The sequence below is a fragment of the Clostridium sp. HGF2 genome (assembly GCF_964240115.1).
GTDB classification, from domain to species: domain Bacteria; phylum Bacillota_I; class Bacilli_A; order Erysipelotrichales; family Erysipelotrichaceae; genus Clostridium_AQ; species Clostridium_AQ innocuum.
Map to the genome: position 1 here is coordinate 1 of NZ_CAXSSO010000003.1, position 22,446 is coordinate 22,446.

Annotated in this window: 24 protein-coding genes, 4 tRNA genes and 2 rRNA genes; 25 read left to right on the top strand and 5 right to left on the bottom strand. The window is 43.0% G+C overall.

From position 1 onward, the window contains the following. The 8 genes from ACESPQ_RS06550 to tsaD all read left to right on the top strand — a co-directional run. Positions 1–580 (top strand): 23S ribosomal RNA (locus tag ACESPQ_RS06550); the annotation flags it as partial. A gap of 68 nt (positions 581–648) precedes the next feature. Further along, positions 649–762: ribosomal RNA gene (gene rrf / locus ACESPQ_RS06555) — 5S ribosomal RNA — on the top strand. A gap of 409 nt (positions 763–1,171) precedes the next feature. After that, positions 1,172–2,419, top strand: a complete 1,248-nt coding sequence (locus ACESPQ_RS06560) for an aminoacyltransferase (protein ID WP_233105729.1) — start codon at positions 1,172–1,174, stop codon at positions 2,417–2,419. Between the two features lie 15 nt (positions 2,420–2,434). Beyond that, positions 2,435–3,655 carry a peptidoglycan bridge formation glycyltransferase FemA/FemB family protein gene (locus tag ACESPQ_RS06565; protein WP_118002588.1) on the top strand — a complete coding sequence of 407 codons (1,221 nt, stop codon included), beginning with the start codon at positions 2,435–2,437 and terminating at the stop codon, positions 3,653–3,655. Between the two features lie 12 nt (positions 3,656–3,667). Then, complete coding sequence (gene tsaE, locus ACESPQ_RS06570) at positions 3,668–4,120, top strand: tRNA (adenosine(37)-N6)-threonylcarbamoyltransferase complex ATPase subunit type 1 TsaE (RefSeq protein ID WP_074748603.1); 453 nt, start codon at positions 3,668–3,670, stop codon at positions 4,118–4,120. Continuing rightward, positions 4,120–4,725, top strand: coding sequence for a tRNA (adenosine(37)-N6)-threonylcarbamoyltransferase complex dimerization subunit type 1 TsaB (gene tsaB / locus ACESPQ_RS06575; RefSeq protein ID WP_008818769.1), 606 nt, complete (start codon positions 4,120–4,122; stop codon positions 4,723–4,725). The genes tsaE and tsaB overlap by 1 nt, the downstream gene beginning before the upstream one ends. Then, positions 4,722–5,171 (top strand): ribosomal protein S18-alanine N-acetyltransferase, encoded by a 450-nt coding sequence (gene rimI / locus ACESPQ_RS06580; protein ID WP_257379610.1) that lies wholly within the window; start codon positions 4,722–4,724, stop codon positions 5,169–5,171. Before tsaB ends, rimI begins: the two co-directional genes overlap by 4 nt. After that, the gene (gene tsaD / locus ACESPQ_RS06585) at positions 5,168–6,199 is read left to right on the top strand and encodes a tRNA (adenosine(37)-N6)-threonylcarbamoyltransferase complex transferase subunit TsaD (protein WP_257328393.1); all 1,032 of its coding nucleotides are present in this window, start codon (positions 5,168–5,170) and stop codon (positions 6,197–6,199) included. The genes rimI and tsaD overlap by 4 nt, the downstream gene beginning before the upstream one ends. Positions 6,200–6,356: 157 nt before the next feature. Here tsaD and ACESPQ_RS06590 read toward each other — a convergent pair whose 3' ends face one another. Beyond that, positions 6,357–6,548, bottom strand: a complete 192-nt coding sequence (locus ACESPQ_RS06590) for a hypothetical protein (RefSeq protein ID WP_257328392.1) — start codon at positions 6,546–6,548, stop codon at positions 6,357–6,359. A 96-nt stretch (positions 6,549–6,644) separates the two neighbouring features. Here ACESPQ_RS06590 and ACESPQ_RS06595 point away from each other — a divergent pair, with 96 nt between their 5' ends. The 6 genes from ACESPQ_RS06595 (at position 6,645) to ACESPQ_RS06620 (ending at position 9,939) form a co-directional block, all read left to right on the top strand. Continuing rightward, positions 6,645–7,631, top strand: a complete 987-nt coding sequence (locus tag ACESPQ_RS06595) for a LolA family protein (RefSeq protein WP_002607658.1) — start codon at positions 6,645–6,647, stop codon at positions 7,629–7,631. Further along, complete coding sequence (locus ACESPQ_RS06600; RefSeq protein WP_002607657.1) at positions 7,631–7,963, top strand: type II toxin-antitoxin system PemK/MazF family toxin; 333 nt, start codon at positions 7,631–7,633, stop codon at positions 7,961–7,963. The genes ACESPQ_RS06595 and ACESPQ_RS06600 overlap by 1 nt, the downstream gene beginning before the upstream one ends. Positions 7,964–8,133: 170 nt before the next feature. Then, a tRNA-Asp gene (locus ACESPQ_RS06605) sits at positions 8,134–8,209 on the top strand. Positions 8,210–8,240: 31 nt separating this feature from the next. Further along, positions 8,241–8,316, top strand: a tRNA-Asp gene (locus ACESPQ_RS06610). A 5-nt stretch (positions 8,317–8,321) separates the two neighbouring features. Next, positions 8,322–8,395 (top strand) — tRNA-Gly (locus ACESPQ_RS06615). 515 nt (positions 8,396–8,910) lie between these two features. Continuing rightward, positions 8,911–9,939: an RNA-guided endonuclease InsQ/TnpB family protein gene (locus ACESPQ_RS06620; protein ID WP_002607656.1), complete on the top strand. Its 1,029-nt coding sequence runs from the start codon at positions 8,911–8,913 to the stop codon at positions 9,937–9,939. Positions 9,940–10,121: 182 nt separating this feature from the next. Here ACESPQ_RS06620 and ACESPQ_RS06625 read toward each other — a convergent pair whose 3' ends face one another. Together ACESPQ_RS06625 and ACESPQ_RS06630 are read right to left on the bottom strand one after the other, a co-directional pair. Further along, positions 10,122–10,514 (bottom strand): RrF2 family transcriptional regulator, encoded by a 393-nt coding sequence (locus ACESPQ_RS06625; RefSeq protein ID WP_008818775.1) that lies wholly within the window; start codon positions 10,512–10,514, stop codon positions 10,122–10,124. Next, the gene (locus ACESPQ_RS06630) at positions 10,511–10,924 is read right to left on the bottom strand and encodes an RrF2 family transcriptional regulator (protein WP_002607654.1); all 414 of its coding nucleotides are present in this window, start codon (positions 10,922–10,924) and stop codon (positions 10,511–10,513) included. Before ACESPQ_RS06630 ends, ACESPQ_RS06625 begins: the two co-directional genes overlap by 4 nt. 273 nt (positions 10,925–11,197) lie before the next feature. Between ACESPQ_RS06630 and cysK the strand changes: the two genes are divergently transcribed. Continuing rightward, entirely contained in the window at positions 11,198–12,124 is a 927-nt protein-coding gene (gene cysK, locus ACESPQ_RS06635; RefSeq protein WP_109771352.1) for a cysteine synthase A, read from the top strand. Positions 12,125–12,414: 290 nt separating this feature from the next. On the opposite strand, the gene ACESPQ_RS06640 is transcribed toward cysK, so the two are convergent. Beyond that, a tRNA-Ser gene (locus ACESPQ_RS06640) sits at positions 12,415–12,505 on the bottom strand. Between the two features lie 595 nt (positions 12,506–13,100). Here ACESPQ_RS06640 and ACESPQ_RS06645 point away from each other — a divergent pair. From ACESPQ_RS06645 to ACESPQ_RS06655, 3 genes are all read left to right on the top strand, one after another. After that, entirely contained in the window at positions 13,101–13,571 is a 471-nt protein-coding gene (locus tag ACESPQ_RS06645; protein ID WP_002607652.1) for a hypothetical protein, read from the top strand. A gap of 70 nt (positions 13,572–13,641) precedes the next feature. Further along, entirely contained in the window at positions 13,642–14,277 is a 636-nt protein-coding gene (locus tag ACESPQ_RS06650) for an HAD family hydrolase (protein ID WP_008728469.1), read from the top strand. A gap of 38 nt (positions 14,278–14,315) precedes the next feature. Beyond that, a complete protein-coding gene (locus tag ACESPQ_RS06655; RefSeq protein ID WP_002607650.1) occupies positions 14,316–15,089 on the top strand; it encodes a DUF2812 domain-containing protein in 774 nt (257 codons plus the stop codon). A gap of 57 nt (positions 15,090–15,146) precedes the next feature. Here the strand turns inward: ACESPQ_RS06655 and ACESPQ_RS06660 are convergent, their stop codons facing one another. Continuing rightward, positions 15,147–15,359 carry a zinc ribbon domain-containing protein gene (locus tag ACESPQ_RS06660; RefSeq protein ID WP_002607649.1) on the bottom strand — a complete coding sequence of 71 codons (213 nt, stop codon included), beginning with the start codon at positions 15,357–15,359 and terminating at the stop codon, positions 15,147–15,149. 218 nt (positions 15,360–15,577) lie between these two features. Here ACESPQ_RS06660 and ACESPQ_RS06665 point away from each other — a divergent pair, with 218 nt between their 5' ends. From ACESPQ_RS06665 to ACESPQ_RS06695, 7 genes are all read left to right on the top strand, one after another. Beyond that, positions 15,578–15,991, top strand: a complete 414-nt coding sequence (locus tag ACESPQ_RS06665; RefSeq protein ID WP_002607648.1) for a hypothetical protein — start codon at positions 15,578–15,580, stop codon at positions 15,989–15,991. 795 nt (positions 15,992–16,786) lie between these two features. After that, positions 16,787–18,745 (top strand): BglG family transcription antiterminator, encoded by a 1,959-nt coding sequence (locus tag ACESPQ_RS06670; RefSeq protein ID WP_002607647.1) that lies wholly within the window; start codon positions 16,787–16,789, stop codon positions 18,743–18,745. Positions 18,746–18,760: 15 nt separating this feature from the next. After that, positions 18,761–19,621: a sugar phosphate isomerase/epimerase family protein gene (locus ACESPQ_RS06675; RefSeq protein WP_008728473.1), complete on the top strand. Its 861-nt coding sequence runs from the start codon at positions 18,761–18,763 to the stop codon at positions 19,619–19,621. Positions 19,622–19,653: 32 nt separating this feature from the next. After that, positions 19,654–20,526, top strand: a complete 873-nt coding sequence (locus tag ACESPQ_RS06680; protein ID WP_002607645.1) for a class II fructose-bisphosphate aldolase — start codon at positions 19,654–19,656, stop codon at positions 20,524–20,526. Between the two features lie 21 nt (positions 20,527–20,547). Then, positions 20,548–21,030 (top strand): PTS sugar transporter subunit IIA, encoded by a 483-nt coding sequence (locus tag ACESPQ_RS06685; protein ID WP_002607644.1) that lies wholly within the window; start codon positions 20,548–20,550, stop codon positions 21,028–21,030. Positions 21,031–21,065: 35 nt separating this feature from the next. Beyond that, positions 21,066–21,368, top strand: coding sequence for a PTS fructose transporter subunit IIB (locus ACESPQ_RS06690; RefSeq protein ID WP_035303171.1), 303 nt, complete (start codon positions 21,066–21,068; stop codon positions 21,366–21,368). A gap of 37 nt (positions 21,369–21,405) precedes the next feature. Further along, entirely contained in the window at positions 21,406–22,431 is a 1,026-nt protein-coding gene (locus ACESPQ_RS06695; RefSeq protein WP_008818785.1) for a PTS fructose transporter subunit IIC, read from the top strand. The last annotated feature ends 15 nt before the right edge of the window (positions 22,432–22,446 follow it).

Genomic DNA, 22,446 nt, shown 5'->3' on the forward strand with positions numbered 1-22,446 from the left:
GAGTGCAAATGCAGAAGCGTGCTTGACTGTGAGACAAACAAGTCGAACAGGGACGAAAGTCGGGATTAGTGATCCGGCGGTGCCGAATGGAAGGGCCGTCGCTCAACGGATAAAAGCTACCCTGGGGATAACAGGCTGATCTCGCCCAAGAGTTCACATCGACGGCGAGGTTTGGCACCTCGATGTCGGCTCATCGCATCCTGGAGCTGAATTCGGTTCCAAGGGTTGGGCTGTCCGCCCATTAAAGCGGTACGCGAGCTGGGTTCAGAACGTCGTGAGACAGTTCGGTCCCTATCTGTTGTGGGCGTTGGAGATCTGAGGAGAGCTGTCCTTAGTACGAGAGGACCGGGATGGACCTACCGCTGGTGCACCAGTTGTTCCGCCAGGAGCATAGCTGGGTAGCTAAGTAGGGAAGGGATAAGCGCTGAAAGCATCTAAGCGCGAAGCCTACTCCAAGATGAGATCTCCCATTCGTAAAACGAAGTAAGACCCCTTGAAGACGACGAGGTGGATAGGTCAGAGATGGAAGTGTAGCGATACATGGAGTTGACTGATACTAATAGGTCGAGGACTTAATCACACGTACCAGACGGTACAAAAAGAAACTGTCAACTGTTATTCAGTTTTGAGGGGTAGACCTCAAAGTGATCTGGTGGCGATAGCGATGTGGACACACCTGTTCTCATCCCGAACACAGAAGTTAAGCATATCAGCGGCGACAATATCTGGACTGGCTCCAGTGAAGATAGCACGCTGCCAGGTAATCTGACTCATCATACGATGGGTCTTTTTTTGCATTGATTCATAATAATACATATAGTAAATCTGATTTTATAAATCTGTATCTTTCATTAACACCCTGCAAAATTTCAGACTTATAAGTAGTTGAGGTGTGACTCTATATGTGTTTAGTATAAGTGTATAGTAAGAATAAGACAGCTGGTTATTTCTGGTTGTGAAATAGAAAGCATGCTCTACGAATCCATTTTATTACTTTCACAGGCGAATATATGTGCTTTATCTATAAAACAGAAAAGTTCTCTTAAATTTCACCCTTAATTTAAAAAATCATCAACAAACGTGGTATAATAATACTGTTTTGACGATATGAGGAAAATGCATACAGATTATGCTTACAGATTACGATAGATTTGAAAAGGAGGACGAAATTTTGGAGTTTACAACGTTGACACCTCAGGAATATGAAGCATTCCGGAATCAGCATCCCTATCGGGATTTTATGAACTCGCTGAAGGCGATGGATTTAAAAAAAATCAATCATTGGGATGTTGAGTACGTTGGAGTAAAGGAGCAGGATAAAGTTATCTGTGCAACTCCATTAACATCCATACCGGTAATGAAGCTGTACCGGTTTTACTATGCGCAACGCGGATTTCTAATGGATTATCATAACGTGGAGCTTTTGCGTTTTTTTACGAAGGAGCTAGCCGCATATTTGAAGAAAAAAAAGGGCTTATATTTAGTTGTTGACCCAAATGTATTATATAAAGAGCGCGATATCGATGGTGAGCTGGTGGAAAATGGCTTTGATCATTCCTATGTAGTGGACAATATGATTGCTTCAGGATATGAGCATCAGGGCTTTACCAAGGATTTTCAGGTGATTTCAGAGATTCGCTGGATGTTTGCCTTATACCTGGATGGCAAGGATGAGAATACGCTCCTCAAGGAAATGCATCAACAGACACGCTGGTCAGTGAATAAAACCTTAAAGCAGGGAATACAGGTGCGTGAATTGTCTATCGATGAACTGGACATCTTTCTTGATATGATGCATCATACCTCACAGCGCTGTGAATTTGCGGAGCGTGAGCCGGAATTCTACCGAAATCAAATGATTGCTTATGGTGAGGATGCGAAGCTACTCCTGGCATATCTCGATTTAAATGATTTCCGTAGAAAGCTGGATTTGGAAAAGCAGGAGCTGGAAAAAGAGCATGCAGAGATACTCGCCAAGCTTGAAGAACTGCCGAACAGTAAGAAATTTATCAAAAAGAAAAAGGTAGTGGATGAAGCATTGACATTAAATGAAAAGAAATATAAGGATGCGGATACCTTGGAGCAGGAGCATGGAGCCTGTATACCGATGGCTACGTCGTTTTTTATTCAGTCGCAAGATGAGCTTGTCTACCTTTACAGCGCCGCATATGATACCTTTAAGAAATATAATGCGCCGTATGCAATTCAGTGGCATATGCTGCAATATGCTCTGAAGCATGGAATTTGCAAATATAATTTCTATGGCTTATCCGGCGATTTTGATAAGAATGCGCAGGATTATGGGGTTTATGAGTTTAAAAAAGGCTTTCACGGTGTCGTGGAAGAGCTGGTTGGTGATTTTATTCTGCCAATCCAAAAGGGGCCGTATGCACTTTATAAGAAATTAAAGAACAAATAGTTCTATGGAGGTAGTATGCAATATCAATTTATAGAACAAGTCGATGCAAAGGAGCATGATGCGTTTGTAAGCAAACATGAATTATGCAATCTTCTGCAATCCAGCAGCTGGGGTCTTGTAAAGGAAAACTGGAAGCACACAATTGTGGGTGTAAAATATCAAAATCAGCTGGTAGCAAGCTGCATGATACTCATCAAGCCACTGCCACTGGGATTCAGTATGTTTTATATTCCACGTGGACCGGTTCTAGATTTTTCGAATACTGCGCTTGTGTCATTTCTCATGAAAGAGCTGAAGCGCTATGCAAGGAAGTACAGGTGCCTGTTTATTACCTTTGATCCAGCTGTTCACTGTAACGATTATACAATAAAAGAAGCAAATGAGAACCATTATGAGCATATCGATGCTATGATACAGATGCTGCAGGATCAGGGGGCTGTATTTAAGGGATTCACAAAGCATATTGATGATACCATTCAGCCGCGTTATCATGCCAATGTTTACGCCTGTGATGACTTTAAAGCTACCTTGTCCAAAGGCTGTAGGAAAGCATTACAGACGGTTCAGAAGAAAATGATTGAGGTTTTGCCTTATCATATGGATGGTGTAGAGGATTTTGCAAGGGTTATGCATTGTACGGAGGAGCGTAAAAATATTCATCTGCGGGATCAGGAATATTTTCAGCGTCTTATGGAAATCTACGGTGAGGATGCCGTCATCTTTCTGGCCAAGCTGCCGCTTCGCAAGCTGTATGAGGATACAAAGCAGCGATATGAGCAGAATGAAAGAGATTTGGCAAAATGTCCGGAGAATGCGAAGAAAAAACGCTTTACACTGGAAGAGCTTCACGCCTCTCTTAGTCGCGAGGTAAAGGAGCTGCAGGAGAATCTGGAGCGTGATGGTGATATTGCGGTTGTTTCCGGGGCGCTATGTGTAAAATTCGGACCGACTGCAGAAATACTGTATGCAGGAATGGATGAGCGCTATAAGCGTTATATGGCACCTTATGCCAGCTTTTACAGCTGTATGACATGGAGCTTTGAAAAGGGCTGTCGCTGGAGTAATATGGGAGGAATCGAAGGCAGCTTGAAAGGCGGTCTTACCAAATTCAAGGCGAATTATAACCCAACGATTAATGAATTTATCGGAGAGTTTGATTTACCTGTTTACAAATCACTGTATGCTCTATCGCAATGGGCAATGAAGCAGAGGAAGAAAGCACTGCAGAAGAAATAAGAGGTGAGAACGATGAAACAAATACCTGTCTGTTCGCTGGAGGAAACCGGAGAACTTGGATTGAAATTAGCTTCTCTTATAAAACCGGGAATGCTGATTACATTAAGCGGTGATCTGGGAGCCGGTAAGACAACATTTACAAAATATCTCGGTAAGGGGCTTGGTGTTAAAAAAACAATCAATTCGCCTACCTTCACCATTTTAAAAATATATCAGGGTACTTCCATGCCGGTTTACCATATTGATGCCTATCGGCTGGAGGGAATCACTCAGGATCTCGGATTTGAGGAGTATTTTGAGGATGATGGTGTATGTGTGATTGAATGGCCGCATTTTATTGAAAGTCAGCTTCCAGAGGAGCGATTACACATCGATATTACCAGAGTAGAGGGGGAAGATGAAAAACGAATGTTTACATTTGATCCAAAAGGCAAAGTGTATGAAAAAATTGTGGAGGCGTTATAATGAAAACATTATGCTTGGACAGTGCGCACAAGTATCTGGTTATCGGTCTGTATGAAAATGATCGTATGATATGCGGCACTGCTAATTTATCATGGAAGAGACAATCGGAGACCATATTTCCAGAGCTGATGCGCCTGATGAAGGAAGCCGGCTGGGACAGTGATGATGTGGATGAGGTTGTGATCACAGACGGACCGGGAAGCTATACAGGTGTGCGGATAGCAATGTGCGTTGCGAAGGTTTTATGTACCAGAAAGCATATACCGCTATACGCTGTTTCCACTCTGCAGCTTTATGCAGGAGTTCATGAGCGTGCATTTGTCATGCTGGATGCAAGAAGTCAGCGTGCTTATACAGGAGCTTTACAGGGTGGTAAATTTGTTGAAGAGGAACAGATTCTGACACTGGATGAAATTCGTTTGCTTCTGAATCAAGCGGATTATCAGCTGTTTGGAGACTGTGAGCTGATTGATCTAAAAGCGAAGGAACCAAAGTTTCTTGAAAACTTCATCGCATTGCGTCCGTTTTATAGAAAAATTGAGAATGTACATACATTAACTCCGCGTTATTTAAAGGAGTCGGATGCATATAAGGTAAAGCCATGATCCGCAAGGCTGCAGATAGGGATCTGGAGCGCATCATGCAGATTGAGGAGATTTGCTTCAGTAGTCGCTGGACAAAGGAAATGTTTCTTTACGAGCTGCATGAGAATGAATTTGGTCATTTTTATGTATTGGAAGAGAATCAAAAGATTGCTGGCTTCATTGATTTCTGGATAACATTTGAGTGCTGTCAGCTGGCGAATATTGCTGTACATCCTTCTTTTCAGAGAAGAGGGTATAGCCGCAGGCTGATGGATTTTATGATTGTATCGGCAGAGCAGGAACAGTGTGAAACAATCATGCTGGAGGTGCGTCCATCGAATGAAGCAGCGCGCTGTCTTTATGATTCCTATGAGTTTATGAAGGTGAATATACGTAAAGGGTACTACAATGATAATGGCGAAGACGCCATTGTGATGTGCAAAGCCCTGGGAGGTAATTTGGTATGAAACAAACGCTCATACTGGCTGTGGAATCCAGTTGTGATGAAACAGCTGTGGCGGTTGTAGCGGATGGAAAAGAGATTTTGTCCAATGTCGTTGCAACACAGATTGATGTACATAAGGAATTTGGTGGTGTTATTCCAGAGGTTGCAAGCAGAATTCATGTGGAAAACATATCTATGGTAATCGAGGAGGCATTGCATAAAGCGAATGTCGCGATGGAAGACATTGATGCGGTTGCTGTTACGCAGGGACCGGGTCTGGTAGGCTGTCTGCATATCGGTGTGCAGGCGGCTAAGACGCTTGCCTGGGCATTTCATAAGCCACTGGTACCGGTTCATCATATAGCCGGACATATATATGCAAATCGGCTGATTACGGATTTGAAATTTCCATTGCTGGCACTTGTGGTATCCGGTGGACATACAGAGCTGGTTTATATGAAGGATGAGTGGAGCTTTGAAATCCTAGGCACTACACAGGATGATGCTATTGGTGAAGCTGGAGATAAGGTAGGACGAGTGCTGGGACTGCCGTATCCAGGTGGTGTTTATGTGGATAGAATCGCTAAGGAAGGCAAGCCCATGTATAAGCTGGCAAGACCAAAAACAGAGAATCCAATGGATTTTTCCTTTAGTGGCCTGAAGAGCAGTGTATTGCAGTTCATTGATCGCTGTAAGCGAAAAAATGAAACCTTTGCCGCTGCTGATTTGGCTGCATCCTATCAGGAAACTGCGTTTGGCGCCCTGCTGGAGCGTGCGGAGTATGCATTGCAAAAATATCATCCTGCTCAGATGGTGCTTGCAGGTGGTGTTGCCGCAAATTCCTGTCTGCGTGAAAAGGTGGAAAAGGGTCTTGCTGATAAATATAAGGATATTGAATTCATCATTCCTCCATTGTCCTGCTGTACAGATAATGCGGCAATGATTGCCGTTGCAGGATATATTGCGTACACGCATGGCGTGCGCGGTGATTTTGATCTGACAGCAGATCCCGGGATTGAACTGGAAGAAGCTGCACAGAGTCATGCATAGAATTACTGAAAAGTTCCGAAGCTGTAATCGGAGCTTTTTATTTGGTATCGTTTTTTTTAATCTATAATCTGTATTACATAGAGTCTTCATGCTTGTCTGATGTTTGGTTTACATGAGCATTTGCATTCCTTTGAAGGGATGGCGAACTAACGCGATTCTATTCTTCAGGACGGAATGCGAGAATGTCAATAAAGGCACATACACCGATTACAAACGCAATCAGTTTTTCCAGCCATGGAATCGAGATTATCAGCTGTGTCAGATAGTGAAAGCCCAAGAGCATGGATAAAGCATAGTTCAGACAGAATAGAATCGTAAGGATGAGACATATTTTTTGTGTTTTTTTCATTTTCTTCACCTGTTCTACTTTATGAAAATATTCTTCAATTATGAATGATTCCGGAAATCCTGGCATAAAGTAGGGTGAGCAGGAGGGAGATTTAATATGAAATCAAAAATCATTGCAGGCGTTGGTATTGTCGTTCTGGCTATCGCACTCATCTTCGCAATGAAACCAAAATCCTTTGATAAGCAGTTTGAGAAAAAGATGTCTGATATGAATTCCTATATCCTGGAAGGCAATATGGAAATTGCGAAGGGTGAGGATGTGAAGACATATGCTGTGGAGGTCGGTTATAAGAAGGCCGATAAGGATTTCTTCAAGGTGACATTGACGGATAAGGAGTTGAATCAGGAACAGATTATTCTTCGAAATGATGCTGGAGTTTTTGTAGTAACACCAAGTCTGAATCAGATTTTCAAGTTTGAGGGAGACTGGCCGATGAACTCTCCAAAACCGTATCTATTGCAGTCAATTTCAGATATTGTGAAGGGAAAGGATGCAGCGATTAAGGAGGAGAAGGGCGGTTATCTTGTGACAAGCAAGGTATCTTATCCAAATAATAAAAACTTCGATCATGAGGAAATCATGTTTGATAAGGATTCCAAGCTGAAATGGCTGCAGATTTATAACAAGGACAATACATCTGAGCTTAAAATTGTGTTTACAAAGTCGGATTATAATGCAAAAATCAAGGATGATTATTTCAAGGCACCGACTGTTCTGGAAAAGTCAAAGGCTACATCTGCAATAACGGCTGCCGATTTGCCTTTATATCCGGTTATGGTGTATGATGCCAAGCTTGAAAATATCAGCAGTATGAATGCGAACGGACAGACGAAGCATGTTCTGGAGTATACGGGAGATAAGAATTTTACGGTTGTGGAAACAAAGAAGGAAAGTGTAAAGGAGACGCAGACTGTGATTATGCCCGGTGAAATGATGGATGCGTTGGATGTGGTAGGATTCTACGATGGAAACCATCTAAGTGCGGTGTATGATAATGTCGAGTTCACTGTATTTTCTGATGACCTGAGCCCGGAGGAAATGATGCAGGTGATTATGAGCATGCAGGTGGCTGTGATGAAGTAATGATAAGGAGAGGAGATGTATACTATGCAGATCTTTCTCCGGTTGTCGGTAGCGAGCAGGGAGGCGTTCGCCCGGTTGTTGTCGTGCAGAATGATAAAGGTAACCGCTATTCAAAAACAATTATTGTTGCTCCTATTTCAAAAAAGATGTCAAAGCCGCCAATTCCCACACACGTCATATTTAGTGATGATTCACTGAGCTATGTTTCTATGATCCTCTGTGAGCAGCTGCGTACCATAGATAAGAAGAGATTGGGGCAGTGGATCTGTACATTGGATGAAAAAACACTGGAAAAGATCAATCGGGCAATTCGGGTAAGCCTGAGTATATGAATACATGAGGGGTTCCTTTTTGGAATCTCTTTTTCATTATTGCTGAGGAAGTGATGACGATGATTGGTATAGGAAAAAGTGATAAGAAATCAATAAATTTTTCATTTTTTACTTGTCAAGAATGAAGTTTCGTGGTATTATATACAGGCATTGTGATAATACAAGCTGAAGGTCCAGTGGTGTAGTGGTTAACATGCCTCCCTGTCACGGAGGAGATCGTGGGTTCGAGTCCCATCTGGACCGCCATTTAAATCTTTGAAATGTGTTTGAATATGCTGGTCCAGTGGTGTAGTGGTTAACATGCCTCCCTGTCACGGAGGAGATCGTGGGTTCGAGTCCCATCTGGACCGCCAGTTATGCAGATGTAGTTCAATGGTAGAACACAGCCTTGCCAAGGCTGATACGGGGGTTCAATTCCCCTCATCTGCTCCATAGAACGATAAAAGCCGATAGATTTCGGCTTTTTTTTCGCTATCAAAAAGTTTGCCAACTTTTTGACCAACAAATTTCAGGAGCAGATGAGGAAATCCGATTTCGCCATGGCAGGCTTTCAGCTGAATGCATGACCGGCTGTGTATATAAACAGCGAACCCATGATCGGTATACTGTGTGTGGCATGGTAACCACAAACATGCGAGCCAACCCACGATTTCAACGCGTTGATGGTTGAGACGGGAGGCAGATCGAAAAGTGACTGGACCGTTCAAGAGAAGCAGTGCATACAGGTTAGCTTGTATGCGTGTTTTAGATTTGCTATTATATTTAACTTAGACTGCTATGATACTTAGTAATTGAACAAGATATGTTAAAAATTGTATTTACTGTATCATTAACCGTTCAATGTTCAGATAATTTATATTTTTTAGCCTTATATAGGTTTTTTTTGCCTTTTTTTAGGAGTTTTGAAAATTTTAATCGTATGTATATAGTGAAAGGAGGAAAATTACATGTATCTTACCATTAAATTGCAGTTACAGGCCACGTATGATGAAAAACAGACACTCCGTGCATACAGCAGGCGCTTTCAGGATGAGGTCGAGCGGATCATCAGACGATATCAAAAGCTGGGAAGTGTCATATTTATACCATATAAATGGGTCAGTTCAGATATCGCATTTTATTCCAAAAATCAGGTACTGCACTATGCGAAGACTCTGTATGAGGAGCGCAGACTGCAGCATAGGGCCGTGTATCCCAGCAGTTTTTCCTGTATGGCGAAATCTATGCAGCTTGAGAAGAATTCAATTGTATTCACGTTTGGCCAAAGCTTTCTTGTTCCTGAACTGCGTATCAGAACCGAAATACATAAACAGCAGTGGAAGCGGTTATGCAGTGGGGAATTGGTAAAAGCGGATATAAGAGAAATACATCACGATTTCTACGCTTATCTGCTGCTTTGTGTTCATACACCGAATACTGCCGGAATTCTGAACGAGGAAAGGAAAATGGGAGTTGATATTGGTATGCGATGTCCGGCAGTTTGTTATACCTGCGATGGTGTAATCCGATTTGTCGGGAACGGCAGAGAAATCCGGTATCACACAAGAAGGATCAGAAAAAGAGCGGATGAATTTATAAAGAGAACGCAGGGTAAAAAGAAACAGCAGTACCATCGTCTGAATGATTACAAACGCTATATCGATCACTGCCTTGCGCGTGAGATTGTAAATTTTGCAATTGAACAGAAAATCCAGATTATCTGTCTGGAAAAGCTGTACCATTTACAAAAAAAATTTTCAAAGCATGAACAGATTTGCTGGTCCTATCAGCGTCTCCAGCAATTTATAGCGTATAAAGCAAAGCTTGCAGGAATCCATATTCGTTACGTGAATCCAAGACTTACCAGCAAACGCTGTCCTTCCTGTGGAAAAATCAATAACGTGAAAGGAAGAACCTATACCTGCCGCTGTGGTTTTCACCATCATCGTGATGTTGTCGGTGCTATGAATATTCTTCATGCACCTGAGATTCTCTGAATGAGAGTCTGCCCTGAATACCATTGGTACTGTTCAGGGATTGGTGAGGGCGCACCTGAGACTGCATAGCAGCTTCATAAAGAAACGTCCAGGGACTTGAATCTCATGTGCTGTTTATACAGTACGAAAACTCCATCTTTATGAAAGATGGAGTTTTTAAAAAAGAAGCTGCGTGCATCGCTTTAAGATAATGATAATTCCGCAATAGTCAGGTCAGAAAGGTATGCTTTTAGATTGTCATCAATCAAAGACCAGACCTCACGCATCAGTATTCTCTTCATTGGATCGCGTTCATCCTGTGTGTTGACGATGCTTGTATTGGTTTCCATCAACGCAATGATATCATAAATCGTGATACTTTCAATCGGACGTATCAGCTGATAACCACCCTGGCTTCCCCGGGCACTTGCGATGAACCCGGCTTTTTTCAATGTTGCGAAGATCAGCTCCAGATAGCGTTCGGAAATTTCCTCACGTGCACCTATTTCTGTAATTGACAGCGGGTGGTCTTTACCGTATATAGCAAGATCAATTAAACATCTTGCCGCATATCGTGATTTTGTTGACAGCTTCATGCACTCACCTCATTTCTATAAATATCAGTTAGATATTTCAGTGTCTTACTCTCAAGAACTTTGTAGATTTGTTCCTGCATACCCATCCACACCGGTTGTGTCCGACAAATACCGGAGCGAGTACATGTATGGGAAAGACATACAACAGGATCCAGTTTCTCTTCAACTGCCAGAATAATATCCTTTGCCGTTATTTCTTCAGGATCCTTTGCAATCTGATAGCCGCCATCCTTGCCGCGTATACTTATCAGGAGCTGTGCTTTTTTCAATTGTTTGAAAATCTGTTCCAGATATTTCACCGAGCAGTTTCTGGCAGCAGCTATATCGCGAATACTGACACATGCAGTATTTCTTGAGGCCAGCTCAATCATGGCTTCCAGTGCATAAATGCCCTTTGTAGAAATTTTCATATCATATCTCTCCCATCAATTCTTATCTTATATTTTAGTTGATATATATCAAAAAGACAAGCATATCATACAAAAATTATAGGAATATTGAATCTTATGCATTGACAATCAAAGGAAAATAACATATAATCCCAGTAAAACGATAGGAGATGGAAGAGTGAAACTGAAAATTCATATTGCTGACAAGTTTCATCATACGACACGATGTTATTACCTCGCCTTAGTTTATATAAAATAACAAAAGAAGATGGATAAGAAAAGGAGAACAAATACATGGAGAAAATATATAACAGCATAACCGAACTGATTGGCAGCACGCCATTGATCAGGGTTCATCGTTTGAATAAAGAGGAAAAGGCAGAGATTCTGGTGAAAACAGAGGCTTTCAATCCTGGCGGAAGTGTAAAGGATCGCATTGCATATCAAATGATTATGGAGGCTAAAAAGGCAGGAAGGCTTGACAAAGACACAGTACTGATTGAGCCGACGTCTGGTAATACAGGTATCGGTTTGGCGATGACTGCGGCGGCTCTCGGTATACGCCTAATGATCGTTCTTCCGGAAACTATGAGTGTCGAGCGCAGGAAAATGATTCGTGCATATGGTGCTGAGCTGATACTGACTGAGGGAAGTAAGGGGATGACGGGAGCAATTGCCAAAGCTGAGGAGCTGCATAAGGAGATACCGAATTCCATCATTCTTCAGCAATTTGAAAACGCGGACAATCCCAACGCTCATTATCTTCATACCGGAGAGGAAATCTGGAGAGATACAGATGGAAAGCTTGATGTATTTGTCGCAGGCGTCGGCACCGGTGGCACAATCAGTGGAGTTGCAGCTTATCTGAAAGAAAAGAATGCGGATATCCGGATGGTGGCTGTGGAGCCTGAAAATTCTCCGGTATTATCCGGTGGAGCTGCAGGCCCGCACAAAATTCAGGGGATCGGTGCAGGATTTATACCAAAAAACTATCATGGAGAGCTTGTAGATGAGATTGTGCAGGTCAAGGATGAAGCTGCTATTTCCATAGCAAAAAAACTTGCACAGGAAGAGGGAATTGCAGTCGGCATTTCCAGTGGAGCAGCTATGTATGCGGCCTTACAGCTTGCGAAACGGGATGTGTTTGCAGGAAAGCGAATTGTTGTTCTTTTGCCAGATACTGCAGAACGTTATCTTTCTACCGTACTTTTTGAGGATTAGCAGAAGCAGGGATCGCAAAAAATTTCTTTCTTAAACGGAACCATATTATGAAAACGAGGTTTGGTTTTGATCAATTTCACGTAATGATCATTTATCCAGCCTCCTTTTTCTATAGGGCGCTTCATAATGAATGCACAGCTGTTGGAATGCCTGGAGTTTCACAGTATAGCCTGTTCACTTAACCGTTTCCTATGCCCTACTCCTAAGTCGACACCATAGAATCTGTGTTCAATTCTCTTCTACGATCTGTATATAAAAAAACATCGCAATTGCGATGTTTCACTTTTTTATGGCGGAGTAGGAGAGATTTGAACTCTCGCGCCAGTTTCCCGACCTATACCCTTAGCAGGGGCACCTCTTCAGCCTCTTGAGTACTACTCCAGCTCTGATCAGCAGTAAGTGGTTAGATAAAACCGTTTTATTTCACTGCCATAAAAGTATATCATAATCGTTTTTAAAAGTCCATACCTAATTTTTAAATTTGTGCATATATCCCATCCCGATTAGTTACTATTGTCCACACATCATAATATATTCAAATACTGTAATCATATAAATACAGGCAATAGCAACAACGGTGATATCTCTAGTAGTGCACGTGTTTTCTCAGTCTAAGACAGTTGAATAGTAACTGCCGTATCGTTGCTCAGGAATATGCATACATAAGTAGATACTGCGTGGTTTTGCATTCTTTAAAACAGAAATTTGTATGAGTATGTATACCCATATCCTGCATAGCACACATAACCTCATGCGCTGAAAAATGAAGTGAGAGAAGAAATAATCGCAGCTATCCATCATATGGTGATGTAATATGATGAGTTTCTGGCCCTCTGTAAAAGCAAAGAGTTATAACTGCTATGCGTATCATCTCCAAGATCTGCAAGGTATGAAAATAATAAAATAAAAAATTTAATAAATTTTAGGAATTTCACCTCTTCCATCCGTATATAAGGGTAAAAGGAGGTAATCAGTTATGTATCGAACGATTAAAATAAGACTTCATGCAACAAAAGAACAAAAGGAACATCTGCTTGCATATGAGGAGGTCTATCACACGGATTTACAGGATTTGATCCATCAGCTGCACAAGCACCCATCCAGCATTAGATATGCGGATTTATGCTTTTCCGACGCGATTGAGGTTCACAGTCGCTGGTTGCTGTATCAGACAGCCTTGAAAATGTTCAACAGGCAGCTGGCGCATAAAAAAACATCCTATGGGAAATCGAGTACATGGGGACCGCGTTCTTTTCAAATAAAAAGCAGTCGTTTAACGCTGCATTACGGAAGACAATTTTCACACAGAAAGGACACTCTGCTTATGAAGCCGCTATCTCAGGAACTGCTGTCCCTGCAGGAGCATACGATTATCCGTATGGATCTAGTCCATGATGAGTTTTTCTGGTATGCGAATTTTCTTATCCGAATTGCTGCGAATGCATGAAATAGTGTAGCCATTTTCTGTAAAATATGCTACGATAATTAACGGTTACAGTTTGATAGAAGAGGTTCATATGAAAACAGATGGAATTATTTTTGATGTTGACGGCACACTCTGGGATGCGACGCAGAGAATCGCTGAAGCATATACGGTTATTCTGGAGCGGGAAAAAATCGAAGGTAAAGTTATAACAGCAGACATGCTCGCGTCTGTGATGGGTCTTTTGAATGAGGATATCGCGGCAAGACTGTTTCCTGAGCTATCCTATGAAAAGCGGATGCGACTTATCGAAACCTGCTGTGAATTCGAATGTGAGTATTTGCGAAAGCATGGCGGTAGGCTGTATCCCCATGTTGAGGATACTTTGGAAAAGCTGTCAGCGCGGTATCCATTGTATATAGTATCAAATTGTCAGGATGGTTATATTGAGGCAATGTTTGCTGTACATGATCTTCAGAAATATTTCAGAGATTATGAATGCTCCGGAAGAACTGGGAAAGCGAAGTTTGAAAATCTGAAATCCATAGTGGAACGCAATCACCTGCAGCAGCCTGTTTATATCGGTGATACAAAGACAGATCAGGTATCCTGCTGTAAGGCAGGGATACCATTCATCTATGCTTCCTTTGGATTCGGTGAAGCGGATGATTATGCAGCAAGTGTGGATACATTTTCAAAGCTTGCTCAGCTGTTTTTGACAGAACAATAGCATAACGGTATTGATACAGAGGAAATGGAGGGTACGCCATGAGTGAAGAAAAAAAAGAACAAAGCACAACTTCGGAATCTGGACTTGATCAGATTTCTTCGGATGACGAAAATAAGGAAGAGCTGATTGCGTCAGACAGTCTGGATAAAATGATGGAAGAGCTAAAAGCGGATGCGGACGGCAAGCCACAGCAAGCTACGCAGGAAATAGAAAAGCCAGTGAGCGCAGCTCCTGCTGAGAATGTGAAAAAGTATAAGCTGTTTTTTGTTTCCGATATGGATGAAGAAGCAGAGTATCTGCACAGCATGTCAGAGAAGGGGCTTCATTTCGTAAGGAAAAACGGAATTCAATACATATTTAAAAAAGATACGCCGAAAAATTATTATTATCACCTTGGATATTATGAAAAAGATATTCGTGACCCTGACCAGTATGTGGAAAATTACAAAGAGGCGGGATGGGACAATATCTATCATGAAAAAGGCGAGTTTAATGGTGTGTGGAATTACTTTCGTACAGAGATGGAAACTGGCACAAAACCGGAGATTTTCAGTGATCGAACATCAAGGATTGCTTTATATAAGCGACTTTTGACAAGCTGGAGGTCGTTGCTTACCATGCTGGCCATTTGTTCGGCTTTTATCATAGGGCTTCTCGCCTTTTTATGGCTGGGTGTAAATGCATCCTCCATTACTACATTAGGAATTCAGGTTTCCGGTGTGATTCTGCTTTTGATACTTGCGGTTTTTATTTTATATTTGCGGCTGTATCACAAAATAGGCAGAAAGCTTGAGGAGCTTGAAAAGCATTAGTACTGTATATAAAAAGCTGTAACGCGATTACTGTGAAAGCAATACGTTACAGCTTTTCTAATTCCCTATAAAGAAATCGAGGATATTCCATCCGGCATCTGTCTCCTGTTTATACAGCTCAGTATAACCGCAGCGAGTGCAGGAAACCGTGATAAATTTCTTGTTCTGTACATCGAAGATTTTTGAAAAATTACCGCCTGTTGCCTGAAATTGATCACTTTCATATTGTGTGTTACCACATTTCGGGCAGACATATTGTTTCTTCTCCATAAATACGCCTCCTTGTTTTTCTGATTATATCACGGAGATACAGAAAAAGGAAGATGGCATATATCAGCAGGGAGACTTTTCATGATGCAGGGGCAGGGCTCCATGTCCCAAAGTACACAGCCATTTTCAGCAGGAGGTAGTGGATGTATCAAAATGACAGCTCTTACCGTTGCCTGATATCGATAAAATATTGTATAATAATAGAACGAGGTGAGAACATGCTTGATTTACAGAAACATAAGGAATATCTATGGAAGTATCTGTTGACATATGGAAAAGCCAGAAAAAAGCGGGAGGACTACCGGCAGCTGGTATTTCCATTTCAAGATATCGTGATAGAGGAAGGAAAGACAGTGGAGGATTATCGCAGTGAGGCTTTAAAGCAACAACTGGAGGCCTGCAGTTCGATAGAAGAGATATTTGATATGATTTCGCTGGAATACAAGGACTATTATTTTATGGAAATCAGCTCTCTGTTACATGATGACCAGACACTGTATTCCCATCTTTTGAAAAAGACAATGGATACAGCCGGAATCACAGATTACATTTCCGCGCACAACTATGAATATTTAATAAAATTCGCAGATGAAGAAACACAGCAGTATATCACACAAAAGCTTACACAATAACGCAAAGAAGTCATGAAGCTGCGGTTTATCAGCATAAGCAAAAGAAATCAGGTACATCGTTTCTTTCGATACATTGATCCTTTTGAATTTAGCATGAGCACTGTCTGAACGGGACAATAGCTTCAACCTGTTTGATTCCCTTTCCATAACAGAGGGCAGGCACCGTCATAGCGGCGATGTATATAAGAAAAAAGTACATCTGAAAAAATGATTTTATCCAGAAAAAGCGGAGATAACACCATCATTACAAGAGTATTGTTTTATTTAGAAAACCACACAGGCAAGCGTTTGTATGGAATGCTTCCCAAAGCGGTTAAGGAATTGATAAAGCCAAATACGTAAGGATACTATCATTGTCTTTGTGCATCCTACATAACAAAGTCTTCGTCCTATGCAATAAGATTTTTCTGGTTAAATTTATCGATAGTAAGTAAAACGACATTTCATAAAACCTTTGCGAAAGTGAAAACCTACGAAATGGCAACAGGGAAGGCCTTATCTATAGGTTTTCATTTCAAGCTTGTCCGTTTTTCTGCTTCAGTTAAGCGGACATTAGTAAAGCTGCAGCTGTTATCCAACAGCTGTGTTTTTTTATGAAATTGAATAATCCCGGGAAAACAAGTGTTTTTTGCATATTTTTCAAAAAGAACCAAGTATGGTGCAAATGCTGATAACGCTTTCAATTTGCACCAAGATGGTGCACAAAGCGAATTTATGAAGCATAGCAATTCTGAATCGTTTACGGTAAGATAAAGGTGCAAAAGAAACCGCATACAACGAAGGGAGGAATCGTTCGTGATTGACCGGATGACAGAAAAAACCATACGCCTGCTGCTGGAACAAAAAGAACCAATCACCACGTCCGTGATTGCGAATGAAATCGGTGTTTCGAGAAGCAGCATCAAGCACAATCTGGATTATGTAAAGAAGACACTGCAGAAGGCAGGTGTCCTATTGAATTCCATCCCCGGTAAGGGTGTCTGGTTATCTGCGGATGATCATCAGCGAAAAGCTGTTTTACAGCTGCTACAGGAGAACAGTGATCATTCCTCATCCTATAATTACCGTAAAAAATATATACTGGATGTCTTGTTTGAATACAATTCCAGCTATACGATACAGCTGTTTGCCGAGGAACTGAATGTGGCACGCAACGTTATTACAAAGGATTTGGAGGTGCTGGAGCAGTGGCTGTTAAAATTTGATTTAAAAATTGTGAAGAAGCGCAATATGGGAATCGGTGTGGCGGGTGGAGAGTTTAATATCCGACAGGCGATTCTGGAGAATAATAAGGAGTTCATGAATGAAATCTATGGCAGTGAACAGGTGCCGGAGGGAATGGATTACCGTATTTCAGAAAAATTCTATAACTACTTTCTGGAAATGTATGACGACTTCGATATCCTGTATCTGCAGGAGCTGTTAAAGGATGTGGAGGATGATCTGGAAATGACATTCACGGATACAGACTACTGGCAGCTTATGGAATATGTTGCCGTGACGCTGCGCAGAGTTCGCAAGGGCAATGTTATTGTGGAAAAGAATATCATGAACAAGCTGAATGTCAATAACGATCAATACACTGCCGCTAAGAATCTGTTTGATACGGCAATTCACGGTCTGCAGGCCTATCTGGGACTGGAAATCCGATGCATGGCGGCTCAGTTCATCGTCTTCAGCAACCATGGACTGGATGATGAAATCAATATGGAATACTTTGATGCGATTACCAGGGAGTTTCTGGAGCATCTCAAAGCAATCGTCGCCAACAAGCGCTTTGTGATCAGTGAGGGACTTGTCCATGATGTGAGTCTCTTTATCCAGAAAAAGAAGGCGCAGGAGACCTTCGCCATATCCAAACGGTACGATTTCCGTCAGGATATCAAGCATCGTTTTCCCAGCCTGTACGGTATTACGCTGACAACGATCGAGGAAGTGGAATCCTGCCTGAAAATCAGCTTCACGGATGATGATATCGCCTATATCGTCATGCTGATCAACAATGCAATCGATGAATCGGATCATCCGGTCAATGCCGTGTTTATCTCGGCAGCCGATTTCCATACATCCAAGTATCAGGCGAATAAAATAATGCGCAATGTGGAAAATCTGGCCATCAGCAAGATTCTGCATTATGAGGATATAAAGGAAAGCTCCATTACTAAATTTGAATTGATTATTACGACCGTACCGCTGGAGCTGAAGAAAAATGTCCTGCTTGTCAGTCGCGAAATCAGCGATGACGATCTTGAAAAGATAAGCCGGGCAATTACAGAGAAGCAGAATGTGGAAGTAGCGGATCGGGATGAAGCCTTCCAGCTGTTTGATCCGAAGCTGATTCTGTGTGATGTGAATGCCAAGCGCAAGGAGGATGTCATATCCAGAGGCTGTCAGCTGCTCTATGAAAAAGGATATGTGAAAAAAGGTTTTGAGAAGAAGATATGGGAGCGGGAGAAGACAACACCGACTTCTATTGGAAACAGTATTGCAGTACCGCATGGCTATAAGACATATGTGAAAAAAAGCGGCATTGTTGTCATGCGTTTAAAGCGTCCGATGAACTGGACATACGAGGATCGTATTGAGATTGTATTTTTAATGGCCATTGATTTCAATACGCAGTCCGAAGTATATAACTTTTTCCAGCAATTCTATGCATTCATTGATGATCGATCAAATATCAAGGCCTTGAAGAATGCAAGGGATGAAATGGAAATCTGGGAGATTCTGCAGCAGAGTGGAATCACCGCATAGAAAGTGAGGAATACGATGAGATTTGGAGTAGATACCTTTATCTGGAGTGAAGTGTTTTCAGAGAAGGATTTGTGGGTCATCACCAAGGCGGAGGAGCTGGGCTTTTCTACCATCGATATCGCCATTGCCCATCCGGAAACCTTTCCTACTGCTTTGGTAAAGGCAGAGCTGGCAAAGACGAAGCTGGAGGTTGTCACAACAACGACTCTGGACGCAAAGACGAATTTGATTTCTCCGGATGAGGCAATCCGTAAAAACGGAGTGGAGGCTCTCAAAAGACTGGTGGATATCAACAAAGAATTAGGCAGTACCATCCTCGGCGGTGTGAATTATGCCGGCTGGGGCTGTCTGAGCGGGAAACCGAAGACGGATGAGGAATGGAACCATTCTGTGGAAGCGATGCGTGAAGCTGCCCGGTATGCGAAGGAAACACATCCGCAGCTGCGAATATGCGTGGAGCCGGTGAACCGCTTTGAAACCCACTTCATCAATACTGCAGAGGAGGGTGTACGCTATTGCAAGGCGGTAGGAACCGGAAACATGGCGGTGCATCTGGACTGCTTCCACATGATACGGGAAGAAACCAGCTATAGGGAGGCGGTTCTCACCTGTGGAAAGGACTATCTGGGCTATGTGCATGTATGTGAAAACAACCGCGGTATCCCGGGGACGGGCCTGGTGCCGTGGGAAGAATTCTTCACAGCGCTGCATGAAATCGGATATGAGGGACCGTGTGTCATCGAATCCTTTGATCCAAGCTTTGAAGAGCTGAATGCGAACTGTGCCATCTGGCGTAAATTTGCGGATACCGGAGAAGAGCTGGCTGTACAGGGATTAGCCAATTTAAAGCGTATTGCCGCCGGGCTGGGCGTATAAACAGCAGACATATTAAGGAGGATATATAGAAAATGTTAGTGAACATGAAAGAAATCTTGAAGGAAGCAGAAGAAAAGGGGTATGCCATCGGCTGTATCAACACACCGAATATGGAAACACTGCGTGCGGTTGTGGATGCGGCTGAGGAGCTGAATGTGCCGATCATTATCGACCATGCGCAGGTACATGATCCACTGATTCCCATTGAAAGCATTGGTCCAAAGATGGTGGAGTATGCAAAGCAGGCAAAGGTGCCGGTATGTGTGCATCTGGATCATGGCAGTGATTACAGCTTCGTCATGCGTGCGATCCGCTGTGGCTTTTCCAGCATCATGTATGATCTGAGTGCGCTGCCGTTTGAAGAAAACATGGCAAAGCTGAAGGAATTTACGAAAATTGCTCACGATTTAAACATCACAGTGGAAGCTGAGTTGGGTATTATGACTAGCACGGAAGAAGATTCTCATGGAGGAAGCATGGGCTGGACACATGAAAGTATTAAAAAGACGTTTACTGATCCGGCACAGGCAGCGGAATTTGCGAGAGAAACCGGTGTGGATGCACTGGCGGTGTGCTTTGGAACAGCGCATGGCATCTATGCGGAGCCGCCGCTACTGGATATCGAGAGAGTGAAGGCAATCCGAGCTGCAATGCCGAAGGAAACGCGCGTGGTCATGCATGGAGGCAGCGGAGTGGACGAAGAACAGGTACGTGCAGCGATCACAGCAGGCTGTTCCAAGGTCAACTATTACAGCTACATGGCAACAGCCGCAAGCAGGCATATCCGGGAATACCTGAACGAACGGGATGGAAAAGCCTTCTGGCATGAGGTGGAAGAGGAAAGCTACCGCTTTATGAAAGAATATGCAAAGGGAGTACTGACTGTATTCAAAAACGGAAAGTAGCACCGGGGGTGAGGAATCGTTATGAACGAAGTAAATTTATCGAAGGTTTTGATCAGGGATACCGTTCTGCTGGATGTCGAGCCGTTTACGGATAAGGAAACCATGTTTGAAACACTGGCCGCAAAATTCGAGGCAGCCGGTATCGTGACAGATGCAAAGCAATATATCAAAGCGCTGGAGGAAAGGGAAACCCTGGGTTCCACCTATATGGGAAACATGATTGCACTGCCGCATGGCAAATGCGATGCTGTAGTAAAACCGGGGATAGGCTTCTGCCGCTGCAAGCAGACATTCCGCTACTGCTCCCATGATGAGGAGGGCGATGTACGCTATGTCTTCATGCTGGCGATTGCCGCTAATCAAAGCTCAGATCAGTATCTGCGGGTGCTTGCCACACTGGCCGGGCTGTTGACGCATGAAGAATTTATCGAAGTACTGGAGCATGCACAAAGCTATGAAGAAATCATTCAGGCTATCAATACCCTGCAATCGAATTGTGCGTAAGGAACACAATGGGAACGGAAAGGAAGGTGAATTTTATGAAAATTGTTGCAATTACATCCTGTGCAACAGGCATCGCTCATACGTATATGGCCGCAGAGGCTATTAAAAAGGAATGCAAAAAGAAGGGGTATGCGTGCAAGGTGGAGATGCAGGGAGCTTTAGGGATTGAAAACAAGCTCTCGGAAAAGGATATCAAGACGGCAGACCTGATCGTTTTTGCCAATGACGTGGGAATCAGTAAGGCAGAACGCTTTGACGCTTATAAGGATAAGATTGTCAGACATACACCGCATCAGGTGATTCAGAAGCCGGATATCATTTTCGAAACACTGAAATAATTCATACAGTATGTTATTTAGGAGGACGAAAAAAGTCATGAAAGAAAAACTTAGTGAAATAAAAGGGGCACTGTTGACAGGTGTTAGCTATATGCTGCCATTCGTTATCGCCGGAGGAATACTGATTGCTCTGGGCTTCGCCATTGGCGGTTATGACATTCCCAATTCCGTGGAAGAATATGGGAACTTCGCTTCAACCATCTTCTGGTTAGGAAAAAAGGCATTTGCCTTAATGGTGCCGGTTCTGGGTGCCTATGTCGCCTATTCCATTGCGGATAAGCCCGGTATTGCTGTCGGTATGGTCGGCGGTGCACTTGCGGATATGCAGGGGTCCGGCTTCCTTGGTGCCCTGATTGCAGGTATCATTGCCGGTTACCTTGTGAATCTGTTAAAGAAAATTAATCTGCCGATGGCATTGAAATCACTGCTGCCAACACTGATTATTCCAATCATCGGGGTAGGGGCAATCGGTTTGATCATGGTATACGTTATTGGTACACCGCTATCCGCATTAACAACGGCTTTAACCGATATGCTGAACTCTCTGGGAACCGGAAATCTTGTCCTGCTGGGTATCATCCAGGGCTGTATGCTTGCCTTTGATATGGGTGGTCCCTGCAATAAGGTTGCCTATGCCTTCGCGCTTGCTGCTATGGATGCCGGAAACTACATGCCGATGGCAGCGAACTTTATCGGCAGTATGGCACCTCCGCTGGCAATCGCGGTTGCGGCACTGGTCGCAAAAAACAAATTTACAAAGGAGGAACGTGCAGCGGTACCCGGTCTGTTTGCCGGAGCATTCGGTATGATCACCGAATTCGCCATTCCGTTTGCGGCCGCAAATCCACTGACGGTAATTCCTTCTCTGATGGCAGGCTCCGCAGTAGGCTGTGCATTATCCTATGTATTCGGATTGACCATGCGTGCACCGCATGGCGGCTTGTTTGTACTGTTCGCATTGAATAACGCACTTCTGTTTATTGTAGCACTTCTGATTGCCGGCGCAGTCAGTGCAGCTTTACTGATCCTGCTGCGGAAGCCTGCAGTAGAAGCTGAAGAATAGGAAAGGACACAGGAC